The 24,217-nt window shown below is 64.7% G+C and carries 24 protein-coding genes; 16 read left to right on the top strand and 8 right to left on the bottom strand.

Annotation, left to right across the window (positions count from 1 at the left end):
* Nucleotides 1-123: 123 nt before the first annotated feature.
* The 4 genes from ACOIX3_RS41115 (at nucleotide 124) to ACOIX3_RS41130 (ending at nucleotide 2,958) form a co-directional block, all read left to right on the top strand.
* Nucleotides 124-1,074 (top strand): GlxA family transcriptional regulator, encoded by a 951-nt coding sequence (locus ACOIX3_RS41115; RefSeq protein ID WP_420967671.1) that lies wholly within the window; start codon nucleotides 124-126, stop codon nucleotides 1,072-1,074.
* Nucleotides 1,075-1,329: 255 nt separating this feature from the next.
* Nucleotides 1,330-1,806 carry a 50S ribosomal protein L21 gene (gene rplU, locus ACOIX3_RS41120; RefSeq protein WP_342725645.1) on the top strand — a complete coding sequence of 159 codons (477 nt, stop codon included), beginning with the start codon at nucleotides 1,330-1,332 and terminating at the stop codon, nucleotides 1,804-1,806.
* Nucleotides 1,807-1,898: 92 nt separating this feature from the next.
* Nucleotides 1,899-2,168 (top strand): 50S ribosomal protein L27, encoded by a 270-nt coding sequence (gene rpmA / locus ACOIX3_RS41125; protein ID WP_342725644.1) that lies wholly within the window; start codon nucleotides 1,899-1,901, stop codon nucleotides 2,166-2,168.
* 169 nt (nucleotides 2,169-2,337) lie between these two features.
* The gene (locus ACOIX3_RS41130; protein ID WP_420967672.1) at nucleotides 2,338-2,958 is read left to right on the top strand and encodes a GNAT family N-acetyltransferase; all 621 of its coding nucleotides are present in this window, start codon (nucleotides 2,338-2,340) and stop codon (nucleotides 2,956-2,958) included.
* A 181-nt stretch (nucleotides 2,959-3,139) separates the two neighbouring features.
* Here the strand turns inward: ACOIX3_RS41130 and ACOIX3_RS41135 are convergent, their stop codons facing one another.
* The gene (locus tag ACOIX3_RS41135) at nucleotides 3,140-4,054 is read right to left on the bottom strand and encodes a DMT family transporter (protein WP_420967673.1); all 915 of its coding nucleotides are present in this window, start codon (nucleotides 4,052-4,054) and stop codon (nucleotides 3,140-3,142) included.
* Nucleotides 4,055-4,246: 192 nt separating this feature from the next.
* Here ACOIX3_RS41135 and ACOIX3_RS41140 point away from each other — a divergent pair, with 192 nt between their 5' ends.
* From ACOIX3_RS41140 to ACOIX3_RS41195, 12 genes are all read left to right on the top strand, one after another.
* Complete coding sequence (locus ACOIX3_RS41140) at nucleotides 4,247-4,726, top strand: MaoC family dehydratase (protein WP_420967674.1); 480 nt, start codon at nucleotides 4,247-4,249, stop codon at nucleotides 4,724-4,726.
* Between the two features lie 204 nt (nucleotides 4,727-4,930).
* Entirely contained in the window at nucleotides 4,931-5,980 is a 1,050-nt protein-coding gene (obgE, locus tag ACOIX3_RS41145; RefSeq protein ID WP_420967675.1) for a GTPase ObgE, read from the top strand.
* A gap of 91 nt (nucleotides 5,981-6,071) precedes the next feature.
* Nucleotides 6,072-7,214, top strand: coding sequence for a glutamate 5-kinase (proB, locus tag ACOIX3_RS41150; protein WP_420967676.1), 1,143 nt, complete (start codon nucleotides 6,072-6,074; stop codon nucleotides 7,212-7,214).
* 123 nt (nucleotides 7,215-7,337) lie between these two features.
* A complete protein-coding gene (locus ACOIX3_RS41155; protein WP_420967677.1) occupies nucleotides 7,338-8,630 on the top strand; it encodes a glutamate-5-semialdehyde dehydrogenase in 1,293 nt (430 codons plus the stop codon).
* A gap of 90 nt (nucleotides 8,631-8,720) precedes the next feature.
* Nucleotides 8,721-9,299, top strand: coding sequence for a nicotinate-nucleotide adenylyltransferase (locus ACOIX3_RS41160; protein ID WP_229165810.1), 579 nt, complete (start codon nucleotides 8,721-8,723; stop codon nucleotides 9,297-9,299).
* 184 nt (nucleotides 9,300-9,483) lie between these two features.
* Nucleotides 9,484-9,852, top strand: coding sequence for a ribosome silencing factor (rsfS, locus tag ACOIX3_RS41165; RefSeq protein WP_092121653.1), 369 nt, complete (start codon nucleotides 9,484-9,486; stop codon nucleotides 9,850-9,852).
* Nucleotides 9,853-9,902: 50 nt separating this feature from the next.
* Nucleotides 9,903-10,385, top strand: coding sequence for a 23S rRNA (pseudouridine(1915)-N(3))-methyltransferase RlmH (rlmH, locus tag ACOIX3_RS41170; RefSeq protein WP_420967678.1), 483 nt, complete (start codon nucleotides 9,903-9,905; stop codon nucleotides 10,383-10,385).
* A 40-nt stretch (nucleotides 10,386-10,425) separates the two neighbouring features.
* Nucleotides 10,426-11,826: a murein hydrolase activator EnvC family protein gene (locus ACOIX3_RS41175; RefSeq protein ID WP_420967679.1), complete on the top strand. Its 1,401-nt coding sequence runs from the start codon at nucleotides 10,426-10,428 to the stop codon at nucleotides 11,824-11,826.
* Entirely contained in the window at nucleotides 11,823-13,208 is a 1,386-nt protein-coding gene (locus ACOIX3_RS41180) for a S41 family peptidase (protein ID WP_420967680.1), read from the top strand. Before ACOIX3_RS41175 ends, ACOIX3_RS41180 begins: the two co-directional genes overlap by 4 nt.
* 150 nt (nucleotides 13,209-13,358) lie before the next feature.
* Entirely contained in the window at nucleotides 13,359-14,561 is a 1,203-nt protein-coding gene (locus ACOIX3_RS41185) for a divergent polysaccharide deacetylase family protein (protein ID WP_420967681.1), read from the top strand.
* A gap of 82 nt (nucleotides 14,562-14,643) precedes the next feature.
* Nucleotides 14,644-15,147 (top strand): RNA pyrophosphohydrolase, encoded by a 504-nt coding sequence (locus ACOIX3_RS41190; RefSeq protein WP_223977761.1) that lies wholly within the window; start codon nucleotides 14,644-14,646, stop codon nucleotides 15,145-15,147.
* A 46-nt stretch (nucleotides 15,148-15,193) separates the two neighbouring features.
* The gene (locus ACOIX3_RS41195) at nucleotides 15,194-15,700 is read left to right on the top strand and encodes an RNA pyrophosphohydrolase (protein WP_420967682.1); all 507 of its coding nucleotides are present in this window, start codon (nucleotides 15,194-15,196) and stop codon (nucleotides 15,698-15,700) included.
* A 25-nt stretch (nucleotides 15,701-15,725) separates the two neighbouring features.
* Here ACOIX3_RS41195 and ACOIX3_RS41200 read toward each other — a convergent pair whose 3' ends face one another.
* The 7 genes from ACOIX3_RS41200 to ACOIX3_RS41230 form a co-directional block, all read right to left on the bottom strand.
* A complete protein-coding gene (locus ACOIX3_RS41200; protein WP_420967683.1) occupies nucleotides 15,726-16,748 on the bottom strand; it encodes a helix-turn-helix domain-containing protein in 1,023 nt (340 codons plus the stop codon).
* Nucleotides 16,749-16,873: 125 nt separating this feature from the next.
* Nucleotides 16,874-18,541 (bottom strand): adenylate/guanylate cyclase domain-containing protein, encoded by a 1,668-nt coding sequence (locus ACOIX3_RS41205; protein ID WP_420967684.1) that lies wholly within the window; start codon nucleotides 18,539-18,541, stop codon nucleotides 16,874-16,876.
* Between the two features lie 204 nt (nucleotides 18,542-18,745).
* A complete protein-coding gene (locus tag ACOIX3_RS41210) occupies nucleotides 18,746-19,153 on the bottom strand; it encodes a F0F1 ATP synthase subunit epsilon (protein ID WP_229165774.1) in 408 nt (135 codons plus the stop codon).
* 116 nt (nucleotides 19,154-19,269) lie between these two features.
* Nucleotides 19,270-20,712: a F0F1 ATP synthase subunit beta gene (gene atpD / locus ACOIX3_RS41215; protein WP_092121637.1), complete on the bottom strand. Its 1,443-nt coding sequence runs from the start codon at nucleotides 20,710-20,712 to the stop codon at nucleotides 19,270-19,272.
* A gap of 25 nt (nucleotides 20,713-20,737) precedes the next feature.
* Nucleotides 20,738-21,616: a F0F1 ATP synthase subunit gamma gene (locus tag ACOIX3_RS41220; protein ID WP_420967685.1), complete on the bottom strand. Its 879-nt coding sequence runs from the start codon at nucleotides 21,614-21,616 to the stop codon at nucleotides 20,738-20,740.
* 103 nt (nucleotides 21,617-21,719) lie between these two features.
* Complete coding sequence (gene atpA, locus ACOIX3_RS41225; RefSeq protein WP_092121635.1) at nucleotides 21,720-23,249, bottom strand: F0F1 ATP synthase subunit alpha; 1,530 nt, start codon at nucleotides 23,247-23,249, stop codon at nucleotides 21,720-21,722.
* A complete protein-coding gene (locus ACOIX3_RS41230; RefSeq protein WP_420967686.1) occupies nucleotides 23,249-23,809 on the bottom strand; it encodes a F0F1 ATP synthase subunit delta in 561 nt (186 codons plus the stop codon). The genes atpA and ACOIX3_RS41230 overlap by 1 nt, the downstream gene beginning before the upstream one ends.
* Nucleotides 23,810-24,217: the final 408 nt, after the last annotated feature.

Genomic DNA, 24,217 nt, shown 5'->3' on the forward strand with positions numbered 1-24,217 from the left:
TTGGTCTCCTGTTTGACCTTGGACGGCCTGACTTGGCCGCTGCTCAGGTTCTACAGGCCCCCTTGCGTGTCTCAAATGTCATATATACACCTTTTTAGGACACAGACTCGGTCGGAGGGTTCCATGCAGGAGATCGGCTTCGTCATCTTCCCGGAGTTCCAAGTGATGGGCTTTACCGCCATCACCGCCTTCGAGGTCGCCAATTTGATCGCAGGCGCGCCCTTCTATGAGGTCACGCTGCTGTCCGAGAATGGTGGCCCGGTGCGATCCTCCGCCGGCTTCAATGTCGAAACCGAAGCCTTTGGCGAGCGCAGCTTCGACACGCTGTTCATCGGCGCCGGCCACGAGCTTCATCCGGCATCCCCGAAGTTGATCGACTATATGCGACGCGCCATGACGACATCGCAGCGTATCGCCGCGCCCTGCATCGGCGCCTTCTCACTGGCTGAAGCCGGCCTGCTCGACGGCCGGCGCGTCTCCACGCACTGGCAATTCGCCCCGGAATTGCAGGCCCGGTTTCCCGGGCTCAAGGTCGAGCAGGACCGCATCTACATCGTCGACGGGCCGATCTGGACCTCGGCCGGCATGACCGCGACGATCGATCTGGCGCTGGCGATGATCGAGCATGATTTGGGCGTCGAGGTCGCCCGTTCGGTGGCCCGCAAGCTCGTCGTCTATCATCGCCGCACCGGCGGACAGTCGCAGTTCTCGGCGCTGCTCGAGCTCGACCCGAAATCCGACCGCGTCCAGAACGCTCTCCACTACGCCAAGGCGCATCTGCGCAACGAGCTCTCGGTCGAGGAATTGGCCGAGGTGGCACGGCTCAGTCCGCGCCAGTTCAGCCGCGCCTTCCGCGCCGAGACCGGCCAGTCGCCGGCCAAGGCGATCGAACAGCTCCGGGTCGAGGCGGCCAGAGAATTGATCGGCGATGGCCGCCATTCGATGGACGAAATTGCCGGTGAGACCGGCTTTGCCGATCGGGAACGAATGCGGCGGGCGTTCCTGCGAGTGCTGGGCCAGCCGCCCCAGACCATCCGCCGGCACGCGCGGGCCGCGGCAAAGACCGCGGCCTGAGGGTCAATCCAGGCCAAAATCGCGCCAAACCCTTCATTTTTGGCCGGTTTTTGCCCTGCTTTACCTTGACTCCGCGCCGTCAGCAGCTATAAGTCCGCCCATCCGGCGCGGAGTTTTCTCGCGCCGATTGTTTTTGTGCGATCCAGTTTGGGAATTCATTCCCTTCGCGCGAAACACATAACCCATAGCGACTGAACAAAAAGCCGACCCGGGCTAACCGTCCGAGGCCGGAACCGAACACGAAGGAATCAAACGATGTTCGCAGTCATCAAAACCGGCGGCCGGCAGTACCGTGTCGTTCCGAATGATGTACTCGAGATTGGCAAGATCGCCGGCGATGTCGGCACGATCGTGCAGCTAGGCGAAGTTCTGGTGCTCGGCGGTGACACGCCGGTGCTGGGAACGCCCACCGTGGCAGGCGCCACCGTTGCGGCCGAAGTGCTGCAGCACAAGCGCGGCGCCAAGGTGATCGCGTTCAAGAAGCGTCGCCGCAAGAATTCACGCCGCAAGCGCGGCTATCGCGACGAGCTCACGGTGCTTCGCATCACCGAGATCCTCGCCGATAACGCCAAGCCGACCGTCGGCCCGCGGCCGAAGAAGGAAAAGGTCGCAGCGCCCGCCGATGATGGCGAGGACGCAGCACCGAAGGCGGCCAAGAAGAAGGCGCCCGCGAAGGCGCCGGCCGCGAAGAAGGCTCCGGCCAAGAAGGCTGCGGCCAAGAGCGAGAAGTGATCGTCGCGCTTTCAGATTTGAAGCGTGACAAAACGTGAAATGATTCCGTCAAGGAATTGATCTAGAGATCAAAGCGAAGTCGGAGACGAGCTATGGCTCATAAAAAAGCAGGCGGTTCATCGCGCAACGGACGTGATTCCAAGGGCAAGCGCCTTGGCATCAAGGCGTTCGGTGGCGAGCGCGTGATCCCCGGAAACATCATCGCGCGTCAGCGCGGCACCACCTGGCATCCTGGCCTTAATGTCGGCATGGGCACCGATCATACTCTCTTCGCCAAGGTCGAGGGTCATGTCGAGTTCCGTGCCAAAGCCAATGGCCGCACGTTCATATCGGTTATTCCGATGGCACAGGCGGCCGAGTAGACGGTGGACACACATGAGTCCGCCGGGTCCTGTTGAACCGGCGGAGTCGCAAAGGGCTCTAAGGGGAGGCGGGATGACCGGCCTCCCCTTTTCGTTGCGCGCGATCCGGTTCGACCGCGCGCGACGTTCCAAGCGTTGCGTACCGATTGTCGCATCACAGGAGCTCGACATGTTGCAGGACATCCCGACGCCGACCTTGCGCGAGGCAAGAGCTTGCGTCCTCGAGACCGAACGGCTGACCTTGCGCAAGCCGACGCTCGCGGACGTAAAAGCCATCGCACGCCTCGCCAATGACCGCCGCATCGCGGAGAACACCCGCCGCCTGCCGCATCCCTATACCCAGGACGACGCCATCGACTTCGTGCGCGCGCTCGGCGCGGGCGGACGCGAAACGGTCTTCCTGATCGAGAACAATCACACGCCGATCGGCATGGTCGGCATTGACTGGCGCAAGCCTGACGGCATCGACTGGCGCGAGGAGACCGCGGCCGAACTCGGCTACTGGCTCGGCGTCGACCATTGGGGCCAGGGCTTTGGCACCGAGGCCGCGCGCGCCGTCATCGACTACTTCTTCGAGGAATTCGATCTCGACCAGTTGATCGCGGGCGCCCGCGTCGTCAACCCGTCGTCGCGCAACATCCTCGAGAAGTGCGGCTTCCAGTGGAGCGGCGTCGAGCTGCACCGCTTCGAGGCGCTGGGCTCATCGAGCCCGGTGGATGCCTTCCGGCTGTCGCGCGGCGTCTGGGCCTCGCTGAAGAGCTGGAACAACTCGACCCGGCGGGAGAGCTGAGGCTCGATCCACAACAACGGTCGTCGTCCCCGCGAACGCGGGGACCCATAACCACAAATGGTCATTGTTCGGCCGAGCTGCGGCTCCAGCGTAGGTGACGACAAGCAACGGTGGTTATGGGTCCCTGCTTTCGCAGGGACGACAGCTGTTATGCGGGTGCGCCTTTGCGCACCCTGCACCGTTACGCCGGCGGATTCACTGAGGACTGCTCACGTCCGAGCTGTTGCTCGCGCACGAAGATGTAGAGGCCGGCCGCGATGATGATGGCGGCGCCGATGATCGTGGCCCAGGACGGCACGTCGCCGAATACCACGAAGCCGAAGATCACCGCCCACACGATCATCGAATATTGGTACGGCACCACCACGCTTGCCGGCGCGAGTTTCAGCGACCGATTCACGCACAGCAGCGCCGCGACCGAGATGATGCCGGCGGTGAAGAACAGCACGAGGCTGCTAGGGGCCGGCGTCACCCAGCCGATCGGCGAGAGCACGAGACCCAGGATGAACGTGCCGCCGAATTGCGTGGTCGCGAGTACGATGTCGGGCGTCGCGCGCAGCGAGCGCGTGATCAGCATCAGCACCGCAAACGACAGACTGCCGCCGAGCGCGATCATCGCCGGCCAGCTGATGGTCTGCGCCGACGGCCGCAGCGCGATCAGCACCCCGCAAAAGCCGACCAGGATCGCGGTCCAGCGCCGCCAGCCGATATGCTCGCCGAGCACGAGGCCCGACATCGCGGTGACGAAGATCGGTCCGGCCAAATAGTAGGTGATGACGTCGGCGAGCGGCAGATAGACGGTTGCCAGGAAGAACGCCGCGACCTCCAGCGTCGACAGCGTGACGCGCAGCAATTGCAGCCACGGGCGCTCCAGATGCAGGAAATCCGCACGCCGCTTCCACACGATCGGCAGCAGCACCAGCAGCGCCGCGCAGGCGCGCAGCCACAGCAATTGCCCGACCGAATAGGTGGCGACGAGGAATTTGCCCATCGCATCGCCGAACGAGAACATGAAGATCGACAGCAGCATCAGGCCAATGCCGGCAAGCCGCGCCGATCGATCGTCGTAGGAGGACAGTTTTGCGAACAGGCTCATGAATGGACTTGCGTTTTTTTTGTCATGGCCGGGCTTGTCCCGGCCATCCACGTCTTCGCTCCGAGTCGTCCGGTTTTAAAGACGTGGATGCCCGGGACAAGCCCGGGCATGACGAATTGAACGGATTGCCGCACCTGCACTGCTGCGATACCGGTAAGTCATCCCGGCAACAAAAAGAGCAGGAAACGCCGCATGAGCGAATTCGACCCCACCCAGCATCGCATGGTCCCCGCGCAGCGGTGGTTCGAGGATTTCGTGCTCGGCGAGCGCTTCGTGATTCCGAGCCGAACCCAGACCTCGGCCGTGTTCGCGGCGTTCCAGACCGCCAGCGGCGACACCCATCCGATCCATTACGACGTCGAATATTGCCGCGCCCGCGGCATGCCGGACCTGCTCGCCCACGGCTTCCAGACCCTGGTGCACACCGCACCCGGCGCCGGGCTGTTTCCCTATGTCGTGGAGGAGTCGCTGGTCGGCTTCCTGGAACAGTCGAGCAAGTTCCTGAAACCGGTCTATGCCGGCGATACCATCTACCCCGCGCTGGAGGTGATCGAGCTCGCCCCGGGTAAGACCACCGGCGTCGTGACGCTGCGCTCGACCGTGCACAACCAGCGCCGCGAGCTGGTGCTGGAGGGGATGCAGAAATTCCTGGTGCGCCGACGCCCTGTTTAGCCGCCAAGGGCCGCAAAAAGGCCCGAAAATTAAGGCTTTTCGCCGAAGTCGGCGCGCTTGCGGGTTGCCGCGGCGGCCCCCCTGCCCTAACTAGAGCACACCGGTCCTGATGACAGAACCGGTGCGCTCTCGATTCTCATTTTGACGCGTTTTCTTCACGCGAACCGGCGACCACTTCGCTCGAAAACGCTATAGTAACGGATCATGAAATTCCTCGATGAAGCCAAGGTCTATATTCGCTCCGGCGACGGCGGCAACGGCTGCGTCGCGTTCCGGCGCGAGAAGTTCATCGAGTTCGGCGGTCCCTCCGGCGGCAATGGCGGCCGCGGCGGCGACGTCATCATCGAGTCCGTCGACGGGCTGAACACGCTGATCGACTACCGCTACCAGCAGCACTTCAAGGCGCAAAAAGGCACCAATGGCATGGGCAAGGACCGCCATGGCGCCAACGGCAAGCCGATCGTGCTGAAAGTGCCCGTCGGCACCCAGGTGTTCGACGAGGACCGCGAGACGCTGCTGCACGATTTCACCGAACTCGGCGAGAAATTCGTGTTGGCTGAAGGCGGCAATGGCGGCTTCGGCAATGCGCATTTCAAGTCTTCCACCAACCGCACGCCGCGCAACGCCAATCCCGGCGCGCCGGGTGAAGAACGATGGATCTGGCTGCGGCTGAAGCTGATCGCCGATGCCGGCCTCGTCGGCCTGCCCAACGCCGGCAAATCGACCTTCCTGTCCGTGGTCAGCGCGGCGCGGCCGAAGATCGCCGACTATCCTTTCACCACGCTGCATCCGCAGCTCGGCGTGGTGAACTATGGCGGCCGCGAATTCGTGCTCGCCGACATCCCCGGCCTGATCGAAGGCGCGCATGAGGGCGCGGGCCTCGGCGATCGCTTCCTCGGCCATGTCGAGCGCTGCCGCGTGCTGCTGCATCTGGTCGATGCGACCTGCGAACATGCCGGCAAGGCCTACAAGACGGTGCGCACCGAGCTTGAAGCCTACGAAGGCCATCTCGCCGACAAGATCGAGATCGTCGCGCTGAACAAGATCGACGCGGTGGAGCCGGACGAGTTGAAGAAGCAGAAGGATCGCCTCAAGCGAGCGGCGAAGAAGACGCCGCTGCTGGTCTCAGGCGTGACCGGCGAAGGCGTGCAGGACGCGCTGCGCGCGCTGGTCGAGGTGATCGGCGAGGCGCCGGTGTCGAACAAGGCCAAGGCTCAGTCGGAACCGTGGGCGACGCCGCTGCCGCAGGGTTGAACGGCAAGTCCGAACAACGCCTGCGCCTCACAAGCACTTCCCAGCCACCTCGTGGCACATGCTGCCGCCACCTTCCTGCCAGACCGAACCCATGAAACGCCCCGCGCTCAAGAACTTTCGCCGCATCGTCGTCAAGGTCGGCTCGTCGCTATTGGTCGACTCGCAGGCCGGCGAGGTCCGCGCATCCTGGCTCGCCGCGCTGGTCGACGACATCGCAAAACTCCACAAGCGAGGCTGCGAGGTCATGGTGGTGTCGTCGGGCTCGATCGCGCTCGGCCGCAGCCGCCTGAAGCTGCCGCGCGGCCCGCTGAAGCTTGAAGAGAGCCAGGCTGCCGCCGCGGTCGGCCAGATCGCACTGGCGCGGACCTGGTCGGAGGTGCTCGGCCATCACGGCATCGGCGCCGGGCAGATCCTCGTGACCTTGCAGGACACCGAAGAGCGCCGTCGCTATCTCAATGCGCGCTCGACCATCGCCAAGCTGCTGGAATGGCGCGCGGTGCCCGTGATCAACGAGAACGACACGGTCGCGACCACCGAGATCCGCTACGGCGACAATGATCGCCTCGCCGCCCGCGTCGCCACGATGGCGAGCGCGGATCTGTTGATCCTGCTGTCCGATATCGACGGCCTCTACACCGCGCCGCCCGCGGTCGATCCCGATGCCAAGCTGATCCCGGTGGTCGAAAGCATCACCTCGGAGATCGAGGGGATGGCCGGCTCGGCCGGCTCCGAGTTGTCGCGCGGCGGCATGACCACCAAGATCGAGGCCGCGAAGATCGCGACCACCGCCGGCACCCACATGCTGATCGCCTCCGGCAAGATCGAGCATCCCTTGCAGGCGATCGCCGACGGCGGCCGCTGCACCTGGTTCCTGACCCCGGCCAATCCCGTCACCGCGCGCAAGCGCTGGATCGCGGGCTCGCTCGAGCCGAAGGGCACGCTGACCATCGATGCCGGGGCGGTGGCGGCGCTGCGCGCCGGCAAGAGCCTGCTGCCGGCCGGCGTGATCCGGGTCGACGGCCAGTTCGCCCGCGGCGACGCCGTGGTGGTGCGCGGCCCCGACACCCATGAGATCGGCCGCGGCCTGGTCGCCTACGACGCCGAGAACGCCGAGAAGATCAAGGGCCGCTCCTCGCCGGACGTGATGGCCATTCTGGGCATCAGCGGCCGGTCCGAGATGATCCACCGCGACGACCTCGTGATCGGTCCGGCCGGGGCGATCCCGGCCAAGTAGAGCATTGGATAGGCCATTGGCCGACAGGCTGGGCCTGCCGCCCACCTGCCATGCCGGTTCCGCGCCTCGCCACCCCTCAATTGCCATGCTAGAACATGGCCTTAATCCAAAGCCGGGACTTCCATGAGCGCCCCCCTGAAGGCGATCGACGGCAACGCCGATCTCGCCGCCCTGATGACCGACCTCGCCGCCAAGGCCCGCGCCGCCGCGCGCGTGCTGGCGCTGGCGCCGCCGGAGCAGAAGAACCGGGCGCTTGCCGCAATCGAACGCGCGATCCGCGCCAACGCGCCGGCCATTCTCGCCGCCAATGCCGAGGATGTCGCCGAGGCGCGCGCGGGTGGCATGACCGCTGCCTTCGTCGACCGCCTGACGCTGACGCCGGCGCGCGTCGCCGGCATGGCCGATGGCGTAGCTACCGTGCGCGAAATTGTCGATCCGGTCGGCGCCGTCACCGAAAGCTGGCAGCGGCCGAACGGCATGACCATCGAGCGCGTCCGCGTGCCGCTCGGCGTGATCGGCGTGATCTTCGAGAGCCGCCCCAACGTCGCCGCCGATGCCGGCGTGCTGTGCCTGAAGTCCGGCAACGCCGTGATCCTGCGCGGTGGCTCCGACAGCTTCCGCTCGTGCCGCGCGATCCATGATTGCCTGGTGCAGGGCCTGCGTGAGGCCGGTCTGCCTGAGGCCGCGATCACCCTGGTGCCGACCCGTGACCGCACGGCCGTCGGCCTGATGCTGACGGGATTGAACGGTGGCATCGACGTGATCGTGCCGCGCGGCGGCAAGAGCCTGGTCGCGCGCGTCGAGGCTGAGGCACGCGTTCCGGTGTTCGCGCACCTCGAGGGCGTCAACCACATCTATGTCGATGCCAGCGCCAGACTCGATATGGCCAAGGAGGTCGTGCTGAACGCCAAGATGCGCCGCCCCGGCGTCTGCGGCGCCGTCGAGACCCTGCTGATCGATCGCAACGCCGCCGCGACGAAGCTGAAACCGCTGGTCGCGTTGTTGATCGATGCCGGTTGCGAGGTGCGCGGCGACGACATCGTGCAAGGCGCCGATGCCAGGGTGAAGCCCGCGTCCGACGAGGACTGGAACACCGAATATGAGGACGCGATCATCTCGGCGAAGATCGTCGGCAGTCTCGATGAAGCGATCGCGCACATTCAGAATCACGGCTCGCATCACACCGATGCGATCGTGACGGAGGATGCCGCTGCCGCGCAGAGATTTCTCAACGAGGTCGACTCGGCGATCGTGCTGCACAACGCCTCGACCCAGTTCGCCGACGGCGGCGAGTTCGGCTTCGGCGCCGAGATCGGAATTGCCACCGGCAAATTCCACGCCCGCGGGCCGGTCGGCGCCGAGCAGCTGACGAGCTTCAAGTACCGCGTCCACGGCACCGGGCAGACACGGCCGTGATCATTGTCGCACGCGCACGGTAGACCATTGCAACAAGCTTCCACCGTGCCGTTATCTCCAGCGCAGGCGCTTCCGTTCTATACCAACGGCATGCGCATCGGGCTGCTCGGCGGCTCGTTCAATCCGCCGCACGCCGCGCATCGCGCCATCAGCCAGTTCGCGCTCAAGCGTTTGCAGCTCGACCGCGTGTGGTGGCTGCTGACGCCGGGCAATCCGCTGAAGAACCATGACGGCCTGCATGCGCTCAACGAGCGCGCTGCGGCCGCGCGCCGCGTGGCCGACGATCCGCGCATCGACATCAGCTGTCTCGAAGCTGTCATCGGTGTTCGCTACACTGTCGACACGATCATCCACTTGCGCCGCCGTGTCTCCGGCGTGCACTTCGTCTGGATCATGGGCGCTGACAATCTCGCGCAATTTCATCGCTGGAAAGATTGGCGGCGCATCGCGTCCGATGTGCCGATTGCCGTGATCGACCGTCCGCCCCAGAGTTTCCGCGCCCTTGCCGCACCGGCGGCGCAGGCGCTCATGCGCTATCGCTTGCCTGAAAATCAGGCGACACGGCTGGCCGACCAACAGGCGCCGGCCTGGGTGTTCCTGACAGGAATGAAATCCAATCTGTCTTCGACCGGACTGCGGAACCCGGACGGGAGCTGGAGAACGGCGTGAGGCGCAAAAGGGTTACTGGAATATTGAAACCATTAACCCCACATGCGTAATATGGTGCGTGGGGCCGGATTCGGCACCCGCGATACAGTGAAAGGAATGGTCCCTGGCCACATCTGTATTGTCAAAGTCTGTTTTACCCAAGGTTCCAAAGACTGCGCGTAAAACATCGACGAAAACCGCGGCCTTGCAGGCGCAACCGGACGCCGACAAACCGGATGCCAACAAGACGCTGAGCCTGATCCTCTCCCGCCTCGACGACATGAAAGCGGAAGAGACGGTCACCATCGACCTTCGCGGCAAATCCGCATATTCCGACTACATGATCGTCACCACCGGCCGGGTTAACCGGCACGTTGGCGCGATCGCGGAAAATGTGACGAAGAGCCTCAAGGAAAACGGGGTCAAGAACATCCACGTCGAGGGCATGCCCAATTGCGACTGGGTGCTGATCGATTCCGGCGAGGTGATCGTGCACGTGTTCAGGCCTGAGGTGCGTGAGTTCTACAATCTCGAGCGGTTGTGGACTCAGAACCCGGCGGTCGCGGCGGTCTAAAGCGTATCGAAGCCGATGCGAATCGGCTGCAGCGCAGCTAGTCTGCGTTGATGCGTTTTGTCGTGATCTGCATCGGCCGTCTGAAACAGGGCCCTGAACGGGAGCTCGCCGAGCGTTACCGCGAGCGCTTCGAGGATATCGGCCGCAAGCTCGGCTTTCGCGGCCTCGAGATCCATGAGATTGCGGAGAGCCGCGCGCGTGACACGGCCGCGCGCATCGCCGAGGAGGCCGCGGCGATCGCGGCGCTGCTGCCGGAAAAGCACATGCTGGTCGCGCTCGATGAACGCGGCAAGAGCATCGACAGCGCGAGCTTTGCGCAGCAGCTCGGCCGCTGGCGAGACGAGGGGGCAGCACATACTGTCTTCGTGATCGGCGGCGCGGACGGACTTTCGCCTGAATTGCAGCGCAAGGCATCGTTGCGTATTGCATTCGGCTCCGCGACCTGGCCGCACCAAATGGTCCGCGTCATGCTTCTGGAACAGATTTATCGGGCCGCGACCATTTTGGCCGGCCACCCCTACCATCGCGCCTGAGGCGCGGTGACGGACAGTCGAAAGCGCTGAACGCACGCGAATGCAGCACAAGCGGGACACAGCTTCGGATTCGCTTCTCGGCACCGCGCGCCGCCGCTGGTTGCCCGCATCCCTGCCTCTGTCGATCGCCATGCTCGCTGTGTATCCGCTGGCGGCGGCGCATGCGCAAGCGACTCCACCCGCGCAACAGTCCGCCCCGCCGGCACAGCAGGCCGCGACGGCAGAGACATCACCCGACGCCATCAAGCAGCGCGAGCAGGAGCTCGAGGCCGCGCGCGAACAGCAGCGCAAGGCCACCGAACTGCAGGAGAAGCTGAAGGCCGACATCGCCGCGATCGGCCAGGACCGCAGCAAGCTCAATCAGCAGCTGATCGACATTGCCGGCCAAGTGCGCGGCGTCGAGACGCGGATCGCCGACGCCGAGGCACGCCTGCAGCCGCTCGACGGCCGCGAGCGCGACATCCGCGGCTCGCTCGATTCACGCCGCTCCGAAGTGATCGAGGTGCTGGCCGCGCTGCAGCGCGCCGGACGGCGCACGCCGCCGGCGCTGCTGGTGCGGCCCGAGGACGCGCTGCAATCGCTGCGCACCGCGATGCTGCTCGGCGCGGTGGTGCCGGAATTGCGCGTCCGCGCCGAGAAGCTTGCGGCCGATCTCGGCGAACTGGTGGCGCTGCGCAAGACCATCTCGACCGAGCGCGATGCGCTGGCGGGCGACCGCGACAAACTGAGGGAAGACCAGACCCGCCTGGCGGCGCTGGTCGACGAACGGCAGCGCCAGCAAAGCGCGGCCGAAAAGGACATGGAGGCCGAAGGCGCCCGCGCCATCGCGCTGTCGAAGCAGGCGGCCGATCTGCAGGGCCTGATCGCCAAGATGGAGCAGGATCTCAAGAGCGCGGCCAAGGCCGCCGCCACGGCCAGCCTCCAGGGGGCCCCGGCGACCGTTAACGGCAAGCCCAATCTGGGGGCGCTCAAGGACCCGGCCCGCATGAGCCCGGCGGTCGCCTTCGCCTCGGCCAAAGGCCTGTTCTCCTATCCCGTGAATGGCACCAAGATTCGCGAATTTGGCGGTTCCGACGGCGCAGGGGGCGTACAAAAGGGCATTTCCTTGGCCGCCAAACCGGGCGCGCAGGTCACAACCCCGTGTGACGGCTGGGTTGTTTACGCTGGTCCTTTCCGCAGCTACGGACAACTCTTGATCCTCAATGCCGGGGGCGGGTATCATGTCCTGATCGCCGGGATGGAGCGTATTTCGGTAAACATCGGCCAGTTTGTGCTAACCGGGGAGCCGGTTGCGACCATGGGGTCGACATCCCAGGTTGCATCGATTCTCGCAACCAACGCGAGCCAGCCAGTGCTCTATGTCGAGTTCCGGAAAGACGGCACTCCAATCGATCCAGGTCCATGGTGGGCCGCAAATGAAGGCGAAAAGGTTCGCGGATGATGCGCAAGACTTCGGTAATTCTCCTTAGCGCCGCCACCGGCGCGGCCCTGACGCTTTTCGTCACGCAGCCTCGCGCTGTGCTGATGGGATCGAGCGCGCGCGCCGCGACGTCGGACACCTACCGCCAGCTCAATCTGTTCGGCGACGTGTTCGAACGGGTGCGCAGCGACTATGTCGAGAAGCCGGATGACAGCAAGCTCGTCGAGTCCGCGATCTCGGGCATGCTATCCGGCCTCGATCCGCATTCGAGCTACATGGACGCCAAGAGCTTCCGCGACATGCAGGTGCAGACCCGCGGCGAGTTCGGCGGCCTCGGCATCGAGGTCACGATGGAAGACGGCCTGATCAAGGTGGTCTCGCCGATCGACGACACCCCGGCCTCGAAGGCCGGCATCATGGCCAACGACATCATCACCAATCTCGACGACGAAGCCGTGCAAGGTCTGACGCTGAACCAGGCCGTCGAGAAGATGCGCGGTCCGGTCAACACCAAGATCAAGCTCAAGATCATCCGCAAGGGCCAGGACAATCCGATCGACGTCACGCTGGTGCGCGACAACATCCGCGTCCGCTCGGTGCGTGCGCGCGTCGAGGCCGATGACATCGCCTATATCCGCATCACCACCTTCAACGAGCAGACCACCGAAGGCCTGAAGAAGGAAGTCGCCAACCTGCAGAGCCAGATCGGCGACAAGCTGAAAGGCTACATCATCGATCTCCGAAACAACCCCGGCGGCCTGCTTGAAGAAGCCGTCACGGTGTCCGACTCCTTCCTGGAGCGCGGCGAGATCGTCTCGACCCGCGGACGCAATGCCGAGGAAACCCAGCGCCGCGCCGCGCACCCGGGCGACCTGACCAAGGGCAAGCCGGTCATCGTGCTGATCAACGGCGGCTCGGCCTCGGCCTCCGAAATCGTCGCCGGCGCACTGCAGGACCACAAGCGCGCGACGCTGGTCGGGACCCGCTCGTTCGGCAAGGGCTCCGTGCAGACCATCATCCCGCTCGGCTCGGGCAACGGCGCGCTGCGCCTGACCACCGCGCGCTATTACACGCCGTCGGGCAAGTCGATCCAGGCCAAGGGCATCGTGCCCGACATCGAGGTGCTGCAGGACGTGCCGGAAGAGCTGAAGGCGCGCACCGACACCAAGGGCGAGGCTTCGCTTCGCGGCCATCTGAAGAACGATGGCGACGAGAAGACCGGCTCGCAGTCCTACGTCCCGCCGGACGCCAAGGACGACAAGGCGCTGAAGATGGCCGACGACCTCTTGCACGGCATCAAGTCGACCTCGAATGCCACGCCGGCACCGGCCACCGCATCCGGTGACAAGGCGACCGCCGACAAGGCCGCCGCCGACAAGCCGGCCAACAAGTCCGCGAACTGATCCGATCCAATGGTTTAGGCGAACAGGGCGGCCCTCGGGCCGCCCTTTCTGCTTTCGCCGTCCACCGCCAGCCGCGCTTTGACCGGGAGGCCGGCGCGCGGGAATGCACCGCATCGTGCTATCGTTCGCGCTGTTGATTCGGGGAGGGTCATGGCAGAAGCGGCCGACGAACTGAGCACGCCGCTTGGGCAGAACACCGCGGGCAAGACGCGTCGTGTCCGCTTGCCATTCACGGCGATGCAGGCGCTCGCCGTACTGCTGGGCCTCGTGCTGGTCGGCTTCGCCGGCGTCGCCCTGTTCAACGACAATCCGCTCGGCGGCGAACCGATTGCCCGCATCACGCTCCGTAATCCCGCGCCCGCAGCCGCCGACGATAAACACGCCCCGGCCGAACCGGTGGTCAAATCCGCCGCCAAGTCGCCGGCTGCAGCCGGCGATTCCAAGACCGTCACCATCATCGACGGCTCCAGCGGCAAGCGCCAGGACGTGGTGATCGGCGCCGGCGATCCGGCCGAAAAGACGACGGATGGCGATGCGCCGCCGCTCGCGATGACCGGGATCGACCCGCGCCTGCTGGAAAAGTCGCGCTACGGCATGATCCCGGCGGTTGCCGACGGCCTGAAGCCGTTCACGGTCTATGCGGGCGAAGCCGACCGCGCCAAGGCGGCCCGGATGCCCGTGGTCGCCATCGTGGTCGCCGGCCTCGGGGTCGGCGCCGCCAAGACCACTGACGCCATCATGAAGCTGCCGCCGGCCGTGACGCTGGCCTTCACGCCATACGGCGCCGATCCCGGCAAGCTCGCAGAACGCGCCCGGACGCAGCGCCACGAGATCCTGCTGCAGATCCCGATGGAGCCGTTCGACTATCCCGACAACGATCCGGGCCCGCAGACCCTGCTGACCACCTTGAGCAGCGAGCAGAACCTCGACCGTCTCTATTGGCACCTCAGCCGCCTGCAGGGATATGCCGGGATCGCCAATTTCATGGGAGCCCGGTTCGTCGCGACCGATCCCGTGATGCAGCCCATCGTGCGCGAGGCCGCCAAGCGCGGCCTGAGCTTCTTCGACGACGGTTCCATCCCGCGCAGCGTCGCGCAGAGCCTCTCGGCCGGCCAATCGTTGCCGTTCGCCAAGGCCGATTTCGCCATCGACGTGGTGCCGACATCGGCGGAAATCGACCGCGCGCTGGTCAAGCTGGAAACAATCGCCAAGGAACGCGGCACGGCCGTGGGCGTCGCTTCGGCGCTGCCGGTCTCGATCGAGCGGCTCGGCGCCTGGCTCAAGACACTGGACTCCAAGGGTATCATGCTTGTGCCATTGACAACGGCGATGCTGAAATCAAAATCGGGCTAGAGATCAATCTGTTGGCGCAACCTAAGACCTTGCCGGGGGGCCGGGTCGGGTGACGCCAGGAACTGTGCGAGGTAGCGGCGGCATGGCACGTTATGAAGACCTGCCCTATCGAACCTGCGTCGGCATCATGCTGCTCAATACGGCGGGACTGGTCTTCATCGGACGCCGCGCCGGCGGCATCGAGCATGTCGACGACGCGCATGTCTGGCAGATGCCGCAGGGCGGCGTCGATCCCGGCGAGGATACGTTTCAGGCCGCACGGCGCGAGCTCTATGAAGAGACCAGCGTCAAGTCGGTGGAAAAGCTCGGCGAGGTCTCGGACTGGCTGATCTATGATATCCCGCGCACCGTCGCAGGCCGCGCCTGGAAGGGCCGCTATCGCGGCCAGCGGCAGAAGTGGTTCGCATTGCGCTTCACCGGCAACGAGAACGAGATCAACGTCGCCCACCCCGGCGGCGGCCACAAGGCCGAGTTCGTCACCTGGCGCTGGGAGCCGATGAAGAATCTTCCGGAGCTGATTGTGCCGTTCAAGCGTCCGGTCTATGAGCGCGTCGTGAAGGAATTCGCCGGTCTGGCGGCCAAGTAATTGGCCGGATGATCGGCCAGATCAACGCGCGGCGCACCGGTCGAGAATGTCATCAGATAAGCCCTACCGCCCCAATGTGGGCATCGCGCTGTTCAACGGCGACGGACGCGTGCTGATCGGCCACCGGATCAAGGACGACGGTCCGGAGATCGTGCTGCCCGGCCTCGAATGGCAGATGCCACAAGGCGGCATCGACGACGGCGAGGACCCGCGCCAGGCCGTGATGCGCGAATTGTGGGAAGAAACTGGAGCGGTCAACGCCGAATATCTCGGCGAGACCGACTGGATGACCTACGAATTCCCGGCCTATGACGGGCCGGCCTCGCATCGGCTGGCCAAATTCCGCGGCCAGCGGCAGAAATGGTTTGCGCTGCGCTTCACCGGGCGCGACGAGCAGATCGATCCATTGACGCCGCGCAACGGCCAGCCCGCCGAGTTCGATCAATGGCGCTGGGAGCGTCTTGATCGCGTCGCCGATCTGGTGGTGCCGTTCCGCCGCGACGTCTATCGCGCGGTCGCGATCCGGTTCGCGGAATTCGCTAAAGCGCGATGAGATTAGGTTGAATCGTCATCGCGCTTTAGATTCTCGTTCGAGCATGATCTTTTCGGAAAACCGCTTCACACTTTTCCGGATCATGCTCTAGCTGATCCTGCGGCGGAACGCGCCGCGCATCGCCGGGCGTCATGCCGTAGGTCGCGCGGAACACGCGATAGAAGGTCGCGATGCTGTCGAAGCCGCATGAGAACGCGATCTCGTCGATGCCGCGCTCCTGCATCGATGAGAGAAGCCGCCTCGCCTCCTTCAACCTCGCTGCCGTCAGCGTTCGCGCGAATGACAGGCCGGTCGGCTCGAACAGCGCATGCAACTGCCGGAGCGAAATGCCGAGCTCGGTGGCGACCGCGGCCGGCGTGAGCGAGGCGCGATGCAGATCGCGCAGCAGGATTTCGCGCGCGGCATGAAGGTAGCCCGCATGCAGCGCGGCACGGATCTCATCCTGGCGCGGCCGCAGGCGTCCGCGCGCAAGCAGCGCCAGCCGCACCATATGCGTGACCTCGCCGGCGAACTGCCCGGCGTGCGCCGGATCGCGCGTCATGGAGCGGAACATGGCGCCGACAAGCCGGGTCAGGCTCGCATCACGCGCCAGCGCGACCAGCGGCACGTCCTCGATCCGCGCACCGAGCACGAGCTCGTCGGTGACGGGAATCTTGAGGCTGAAGAAGCGAAAGCCGTCGGTCCGATCTGGCGTCGACGCAAACGGAAGATTGGAATGGCCGAACACCATATCTCCGTTGCCGACCCACTGGATGCGATCACGGCCGATATTCATGTGGCCGGGGCCGCGCACCTGCCAGCCGAGATGCAGGCTGTTGCTCGGAACACGTCCGATGTCGGATGACGTCCGGCTGACGCGGTAGGACGACGCCGACATTTCTGCCAGCACGGCGCCACCGACCTGCGTCGCAGAAAAGCTCCCGTGGAAATCGGGCCGCTTGTCGCGCTCGAGCTCGATAGTAACCCCAAACAGGTTTTTGCCGCGCACGTCGCACCAATGCTCAAAGCGGTCCTGCGGGCGGAGAGCGTCGGTCGAGAAAGTCAGCACAGCATCTTGTCCGTTATTTCGGGGATAGAATCGCGACGCAATCGGGTCAATTCGTCATCGCGCCGCAGCTTGTCATCGGTAGGCGATCCCTGCTGTTAGCTGCGTCACATTTGTCGGATCGCGCTTCAGTTCGGGCCGACCGTGAACGGACCGACCGCGATGACATGGCAATCGCTGTCGCGCCTGGCGCAGTCACCGAGCGCGGCGTTGACCGCGCCCTGCTCGTTCTCCGCCTTCAATCCCAGTCCCGGCCGTCCCTGCGTCCCGACCGCAACCGCATTCCAGCCTGCCGTCGCATCGGCAAGCTTCCGCGCGACGTCGCTCCGCTCGCCCGGCGTGATGACCGAGCTGTCGGCGGCCTTGAAGAAACCGGTCACGCGCAACGTGGCCGGAATCGGCACCACGAAAACATCGTCGACCACGACGATCGTGCAGGGCACGCCCGCGACCGCGCCGCAGGCCTGCAGATTGCGCCGCGCCGATTCCTCGAGCGAATCGATGCCCGCGTTGAAGAAGTAATGACCGCCCGGACCGAGCGCGATGGTTCGCGTCTTGCGCCCCGGCACAAACAGGCTGTCGAGCCGGGCCTTGGCCGCCTCGCGCAGCAGCGGAACGTCCTTGGTCGCGTACGGCTTCTCGATCAGCGCATCACGCTTGACCCACGGCAAGGGCGGCACCGGCGGCTGGCCATGGGCATACACCACGGCATTGCCGACCGCGTACAGTTCGCACTTGCGCGGCGAGCCTGCATTATCGGCGCGCTTCTGGCACAGATCGAGTGCTGCCGTCTTCGCCGCGTCCTCGCTCGGCTGCGCCACGCTCCAGCCGACGAAGCCGTTGATGTTGAGGGCAATCGCCTTGGAATTGCCTGCCGGCAAATACTCGGTCGCGAGTGCGATGCGGGTGCGGTCGCTGACGAACGGAACAATGTCGGTGGCGAGCTTGTCGCCTGATGCGATCGGAGGCGGCAGCGAGGCTGCCGGTGCAGCCGGCACAGGCGGTGCGGGCTTCGCGGACGGCACGCTCGATGCCGGCGGCGACGGTGCGACCAACGGTGCCGGTGAATCTGATACCAAGGGCGCGGGTGCCGGAGTGGGGCTTGCCACGACGGCAGGCTTCGTCGCCGATGTCTCCAGCTTGGTGTAATAGAGGAAGCCGCCGACGCCGATCGCGGCGAGCAGCACCACGGTGATAGCAGCGGGCCACATCCAGGCCGGTGCGCCCGCAGCCGCGGCCTTGGTCGGCTTCTTGAGCTGCGGCGTCGCGTAGGTGCCGTCCTCGCGCCGCATCGCCACCATGTAGGCGTGCACGGGGGTCGGGATGTTCTTCACTTCCTGCGCGCCGATATCGGCGAATTGCACCGACAGCTTGTTGACGACCTGCTCATGCACGGCGCGCGACACGCAGATGCCGCCGACCTCGGCGAGGCCCTCGAGCCTTGCCGCGATATTGACGCCATCACCCAGCAGATCGCCGTCGCGCTCGACCACGTCGCCGATGGTGATGCCGATCCGGAACGACATCTGCCGGCTCGGCGGATAGGCCATGTTGCGCGTGCGCAGGCTTTCCTGGATGTCGATCGCGCAACGCACGGCTTCGACGGCGCTGGGAAATTCCGCGAGCACCGCATCGCCGGCGGTGTTGAAGATGCGGCCGCCGCATTTTGCAATGAAGTCGTCGGTGACCTGACGATAGGAGGCGAGCCGCCGCAGCGTCTCTTCCTCATCCTCGGCAACCAATCGACTATAGCCTGCAATATCGGCCGCAAAGATCGCTGCGATCTTGCGCTTCATGAGCACCAGCCCCGGAACCCAAATATGCCGGGCAGAATGCCGCCAGACGCTTCCGGGCGCAACAAGCATTCACCGCCCGCCGGGCTACGGCGAGCGTTGAATGCTTCAAGTCTTGGCAGACGATGACTGGAAAAGTGTGAGCGATTTCACAAAGGAGCCGGCTCACTCGACGCTACAGCGCGATCGCTGGTCAGCAACCGCGCCTCAGTGCATAGCCGTCGCGTTGAGCTCGTGCTGGATGCTCTTGAAGTGGTCGAGCCGCTCGATCGCGTGGTCGAGCTCGGAGCCCTCCTTCTCGGCGAGCTTCTCCTGCATCTCGTTGATCGTCTCAGCGAACTTCGCCCGATCGAGCTCTGCAATCGCGGTCGCGACGTCGGCGAGCACGGTGAGGCCCTTGTCCGACACCTCGGCAAGGCCGCCGAGCACGATCACCTTCTCGCGCTTGCCGGCAGTCGTGATGGTCAGGATACCCGGACGAATCGTGGCGACGACCGGCGCGTGTCCGGCTAGCACACCGAAATCACCCTCCACACCGGGGACGTCAACCTGATCGACCTCGCCGGAGAAGGCGAGCTTTTCGGGAGAGACGAGATCGAAGTGGAAGGTGGCCATGATCTTTCCGTTCTTTGCGCTGTCACCCGCGGGCTCGACCCGCGGGTCCATCAGTCAAAACAGTTCTCGTTCGATGGATCGCCGGATCAAGTCCGGCGATGACGATATCCCAAAGCTTAGGCCGCTTCGGCGGCGAGCTTCTTGCCCTTCTCGACGGCTTCTTCGATCGTGCCAACCATGTAGAACGCCGCTTCCGGCAGATGGTCGTACTTGCCCTGGCAGAGATCGCGGAAGCCCTTGATGGTGTCGGCGAGGTCGACGAACTTGCCCGGCGAGCCGGTGAAGACTTCGGCGACGTGGAACGGCTGCGACAGGAAGCGCTCGACCTTACGGGCGCGGGCGACCGTCAGCTTGTCCTCTTCCGACAGTTCGTCCATGCCGAGAATGGCGATGATGTCCTGCAGCGACTTGTAGCGCTGCAGGATCTGCTGGACCATACGCGCGGTGTTGTAGTGCTCTTCGCCGACGACCAGCGCCGACAGCATGCGCGAGGTCGAGTCGAGCGGGTCCACCGCCGGGTAGATGCCCTTTTCCGAGATCGCGCGCGACAGCACCGTGGTGGCGTCCAAGTGCGCGAACGAGGTCGCGGGCGCCGGGTCGGTCAAGTCGTCGGCCGGCACGTAGATCGCCTGCACCGAGGTGATCGAGCCCTTCTGGGTGGTGGTGATGCGCTCCTGCAGCGCGCCCATGTCGGTCGCGAGCGTCGGCTGATAACCCACCGCCGAAGGAATACGGCCGAGCAGCGCCGACACTTCCGAACCCGCCTGGGTGAAGCGGAAGATGTTGTCGACGAAGAACAGCACGTCCTGGCCCTGGTCGCGGAAGTGCTCGGCGACCGTCAGACCGGTCAGACCGACGCGGGCGCGGGCGCCCGGCGGTTCGTTCATCTGGCCGAACACCAGCGCGCACTTCGACTTGACGCTCGGATCCGGATTGTGCGGATCGGCGTTGACCTTCGATTCGATGAACTCGTGATAGAGGTCGTTGCCTTCACGGGTCCGCTCGCCGACGCCGGCGAACACGGAGTAACCACCGTGCGCCTTCGCGACGTTGTTGATCAGCTCCTGAATCAGCACCGTCTTGCCGACGCCGGCGCCGCCGAACAGGCCGATCTTGCCGCCCTTCGCGTACGGAGCAAGAAGGTCGACGACCTTGATGCCGGTGACGAGGATTTCCGCTTCGGTCGACTGGTCGGTGTAGCTCGGCGCTTCCTGGTGGATGGCGCGCAGGCCTTCGGACTTGATCGGGCCGGCTTCGTCGATCGGCTCGCCGATGACGTTGATGATGCGGCCGAGCGTGCCTTCGCCGACCGGCACCCGGATCGGCTCACCGGTGTCGGTGACTTCCTGGCCGCGCACCAGACCTTCGGTGATATCCATCGCGATGGTGCGGACGGTCGATTCACCGAGATGCTGGGCGACTTCGAGTACCAGGCGGTTGCCGCCGTTCTTGGTCTCGAGCGCATTCAGAATCGCCGGAAGGTGGCCTTCGAACTGCACGTCGACCACGGCGCCCGTGACCTGGGTAACGCGACCGATCTGGTTGGCTGCTGTAGCCATGGACTGTTCTCCTTCGAAATCTGTCTTAGACCGCCTCAGCGCCGGAGATGATTTCAATCAGCTCCTTCGTGATCTGGGCCTGACGGGTCCGGTTGTAAATCAGGGTTTGCTTGCGGATCATCTCGCCGGCGTTGCGCGTCGCGCTGTCCATCGCGCTCATCTGCGCGCCGTAGAACGAGGCGTTGTTCTCCAGCAATGCACGGAAGACCTGCACCGCGAGGTTGCGCGGCAGCAGGCTGCCGAGAATCTGGTCCTCTTCCGGCTCGTATTCGTACGAGGTCGCGGGAGCCACGCTGGCCGCGGGTGCAGTCACCTCGAGCGGGATGATCTGCTGCGCGGTCGGGATCTGCGCGATCACCGACTGGAAGCGCGAATAGAACAGCGTGCAGACATCGAACTCACCGGCCTCGAACCGCGCCAGCACCTTGTTGGCGATGTCCTCGGCGTTGACGAAGCCGATCTGCCGCACCGAACGCAGGTCGAGGTGCTCGACAATCCGCTTCTCGAAGGTCCGCCGCAGCTGCTCGTAGCCCTTGCGGCCGACGCAGAAGAATTTGACTTCCTTGCCTTGCGCGAGCAGCGCGTTCGCCCGCTCGCGTGCCAGACGCACGATGGCTGAGTTGAAAGCGCCGGACAGGCCGCGCTCGCCGGTGCAGACCAGAAGCAGGTGCACCTGGTCGTTGCCGGTGCCTGCCAGCAGCGCCGGCGCACCGGGCGAGCCGTTGGTCGCGGCGGCGATGTTGGAAATCACCGCGTCCATCTTGGTGGCATAGGGCCGCGCCGCTTCGGCGGCGTTCTGCGCACGGCGCAGCTTCGAAGCTGCGACCATCTGCATGGCCTTGGTGATCTTCTGCGTCGCCTTGGTCGAGGCGATGCGGACCCGCATGTCTTTCAGTGACGCCATTCTTCGTCCACCCCGGCAATCCGACCGCAGGGGTCAGATCGCAAGCCTCTCTGTTCCTATCGCCCGGCCAGCGGCCAGGCGATGCCCTTATGCGAAGGTCTTCTTACGCAAACGTCTTGGCGAAGCCCTCGACCACCGTCTTGAGCTTGGCTGCGGTGTCGTCGGACAAATCGCGGCTGGTGCGGATCGCGTCGAGGATTTCGACGTTCTTGCCGCGCAGCAGCGAGAGCAGGCCGTCCTCGAACGCCTTCACCTTGTTGAGCGGCAGCGGATCGAGATAGCCGTTGGTGCCGGCCCAGATCACGCAGACCTGCTCTTCCATCTTCAGCGGCGAGAACTGCGGCTGCTTCAGGAGTTCGGTCAGGCGCGAGCCGCGGTTGAGCAGGCGCTGGGTCGAGGCGTCGAGATCCGAGCCGAACTGCGCGAACGCCGCCATTTCGCGGTATTGCGCGAGCTCGCCCTTGATCTTGCCGGCGACCTTCTTGGTTGCCTTGGTCTGCGCCGACGAACCGACGCGCGACACCGACAGACCGACGTTCACCGCGGGACGGATGCCCTGGAAGAACAGGTCGGTTTCCAGGAAGATCTGGCCGTCGGTGATCGAAATCACGTTGGTCGGAATGTAGGCCGACACGTCGTTGGCCTGGGTTTCGATGACCGGCAGCGCCGTCAGCGAACCCAAGCCATGCTCCTTGTTGAGCTTGGCGGCGCGCTCGAGCAGGCGGGAATGCAGGTAGAACACGTCGCCCGGGTAGGCTTCGCGGCCCGGCGGGCGGCGCAGCAGCAGCGACATCTGGCGATAGGCGACGGCCTGCTTGGACAGATCGTCATAGATGATCACGGCGTGCATGCCGTTGTCGCGGAAGTACTCGCCCATGGTGCAGGCGGTGAACGGCGCGATGTACTGCATCGGCGCCGGATCGGACGCGGTGGCCGCGACGATGATCGAGTATTCCAGCGCGCCCTGCTCTTCGAGCACCTTCACGAACTGCGCGACGGTGGAGCGCTTCTGGCCGATCGCGACGTAGACGCAATACAGCTTGAGGTTTTCGTCCGGCTGGGCGTTCAGCGGCTTCTGGTTCAGGATGGTGTCGAGCGCGATCGCGGTCTTGCCGGTCTGACGATCGCCGATGATCAGCTCGCGCTGGCCGCGGCCGATCGGAATCAGCGCATCGATCGCCTTCAGGCCGGTGGCCATCGGCTCGTTCACCGACTTGCGCGGAATGATGCCGGGCGCCTTGACGTCGACGCGCTTGCGTTCGGTGGCCTGGATCGGGCCCTTGCCGTCGATCGGGTTGCCGAGCGCGTCGACGACGCGGCCGAGCAGGCCCTTGCCGATCGGGGCGTCCACGATCGCGCGGGTACGCTTGACGGTCTGGCCTTCCTTGATCTCACGGTCGGCGCCGAAAATCACGATACCGACGTTGTCGGTTTCGAGGTTGAGCGCCATGCCGCGCGTGCCATTCTCGAACTCGACCATTTCACCGGCCTGGACGTTGTCGAGACCGTAGACGCGAGCGATACCGTCACCGACCGACAGCACCTGGCCAACTTCGGTGACTTCGGCTTCCTGGCCGAAATTCTTGATCTGGTCCTTGAGGATCGCAGAAATTTCTGCGGCGCGGATGTCCATCAGCCTGCCTCTTTCATCGCGTTCTTGATCGAATTGAGTTTGGTGCGAAGCGAACTATCCACCATCCGGCTGCCGAGCTTGACCACCAGGCCACCAATAATGGAGGGATCGACCTTCACGTTGAGCGCGACGTCCTTGCCCGTCACTGATTTCAGTGCGGCCTTCAGCCCGTCGAGATTCTTGTCACTGAGCTGCTCGGCGACGGTGACTTCCGCAGTCGCCTCGCCCTTGAACTTCGCCACCAGCGCGCGATAGGCGCGGATCACATCGGCCACGGCAAACAGCCGGCGATTGGCGGTGAGCACCTTGAGGAATTTTGCCGACGTGCCGGCGATGCCGGCCTTGTCGAGCACTGCGGTCAGCGCCTTCAACTGGGCGTCCGCGGCAAACACCGGGCTGCGGACCAGGCGCTTGAGATCGGCGCTCTCGTCGAGCATGGCTTCGAATTTGTCGAGGTCGGCCCGGACTTGATCGACGGATTGCTCGTCGCGCGCCAACTCGAACAGGGCCGTTGCGTAACGACCGGACACTCCCGAAACGGACGGATCTTCAGCAGCCACGAGCTCGCTCTTTTTTGCTGTCAAATTCGCAAGGGAAAAACCGTCGCCACCAAAGCAGCGCCTAGCGATCCAAGCCCTTGGAATTCAAGCGGGACTTCGATTTTCGACCGGCACAGGACGTGCCGGGATCGTTAAAATCGCGGCTTTGCTAACATAGCAATCGCGCAGGTGCAACATGACGGCATCGTGCGAGCCGCCTTGTCGCATGCGGTTTTTGGCGACCGCAGCCGGCGCTCGAATCAGAAAAATTCGGCGCGCGGAAATTCGGCGCGGGGGCTCCGATTCGCGTCACCGCGGATTTGTTCCAACGAAATTTGCATGGGCCCATGGCCGAGCGCGCAAGGAACCCGAAACGCGCCGCGGTTTCATTTGGCGATTACTTACTGAAAACTTACCGCTGGCCTACTA

Origin of the sequence: Bradyrhizobium sp. B120 (genome assembly GCF_049075665.1) — a bacterium.
In the GTDB taxonomy this organism is placed as follows: domain Bacteria; phylum Pseudomonadota; class Alphaproteobacteria; order Rhizobiales; family Xanthobacteraceae; genus Bradyrhizobium.

Bases quoted from the DNA above. Each gene is read 5' to 3' on its own strand.
- ACOIX3_RS41180 (WP_420967680.1), top strand. From the start codon at position 11,823: ATGATGCGCAAGACTTCGGTAATTCTCCTTAGCGCCGCCACCGGCGCG.
- ACOIX3_RS41140 (WP_420967674.1), top strand. From the start codon at position 4,247: ATGAGCGAATTCGACCCCACCCAGCATCGCATGGTCCCCGCGCAGCGG.
- ACOIX3_RS41155 (WP_420967677.1), top strand. From the start codon at position 7,338: ATGAGCGCCCCCCTGAAGGCGATCGACGGCAACGCCGATCTCGCCGCC.
- ACOIX3_RS41175 (WP_420967679.1), top strand. From the start codon at position 10,426: ATGCAGCACAAGCGGGACACAGCTTCGGATTCGCTTCTCGGCACCGCG.
- rplU (WP_342725645.1), top strand. From the start codon at position 1,330: ATGTTCGCAGTCATCAAAACCGGCGGCCGGCAGTACCGTGTCGTTCCG.
- atpA (WP_092121635.1), bottom strand. From the start codon at position 23,249: ATGGACATCCGCGCCGCAGAAATTTCTGCGATCCTCAAGGACCAGATC.
- ACOIX3_RS41190 (WP_223977761.1), top strand. From the start codon at position 14,644: ATGGCACGTTATGAAGACCTGCCCTATCGAACCTGCGTCGGCATCATG.
- proB (WP_420967676.1), top strand. From the start codon at position 6,072: ATGAAACGCCCCGCGCTCAAGAACTTTCGCCGCATCGTCGTCAAGGTC.
- ACOIX3_RS41115 (WP_420967671.1), top strand. From the start codon at position 124: ATGCAGGAGATCGGCTTCGTCATCTTCCCGGAGTTCCAAGTGATGGGC.
- ACOIX3_RS41220 (WP_420967685.1), bottom strand. From the start codon at position 21,616: ATGGCGTCACTGAAAGACATGCGGGTCCGCATCGCCTCGACCAAGGCG.
- atpD (WP_092121637.1), bottom strand. From the start codon at position 20,712: ATGGCTACAGCAGCCAACCAGATCGGTCGCGTTACCCAGGTCACGGGC.
- ACOIX3_RS41185 (WP_420967681.1), top strand. From the start codon at position 13,359: ATGGCAGAAGCGGCCGACGAACTGAGCACGCCGCTTGGGCAGAACACC.
- ACOIX3_RS41160 (WP_229165810.1), top strand. From the start codon at position 8,721: ATGCGCATCGGGCTGCTCGGCGGCTCGTTCAATCCGCCGCACGCCGCG.
- ACOIX3_RS41135 (WP_420967673.1), bottom strand. From the start codon at position 4,054: ATGAGCCTGTTCGCAAAACTGTCCTCCTACGACGATCGATCGGCGCGG.
- ACOIX3_RS41205 (WP_420967684.1), bottom strand. From the start codon at position 18,541: ATGAAGCGCAAGATCGCAGCGATCTTTGCGGCCGATATTGCAGGCTAT.
- rpmA (WP_342725644.1), top strand. From the start codon at position 1,899: ATGGCTCATAAAAAAGCAGGCGGTTCATCGCGCAACGGACGTGATTCC.
- obgE (WP_420967675.1), top strand. From the start codon at position 4,931: ATGAAATTCCTCGATGAAGCCAAGGTCTATATTCGCTCCGGCGACGGC.
- ACOIX3_RS41195 (WP_420967682.1), top strand. From the start codon at position 15,194: ATGTCATCAGATAAGCCCTACCGCCCCAATGTGGGCATCGCGCTGTTC.
- ACOIX3_RS41130 (WP_420967672.1), top strand. From the start codon at position 2,338: ATGTTGCAGGACATCCCGACGCCGACCTTGCGCGAGGCAAGAGCTTGC.
- rlmH (WP_420967678.1), top strand. From the start codon at position 9,903: ATGCGTTTTGTCGTGATCTGCATCGGCCGTCTGAAACAGGGCCCTGAA.
- ACOIX3_RS41210 (WP_229165774.1), bottom strand. From the start codon at position 19,153: ATGGCCACCTTCCACTTCGATCTCGTCTCTCCCGAAAAGCTCGCCTTC.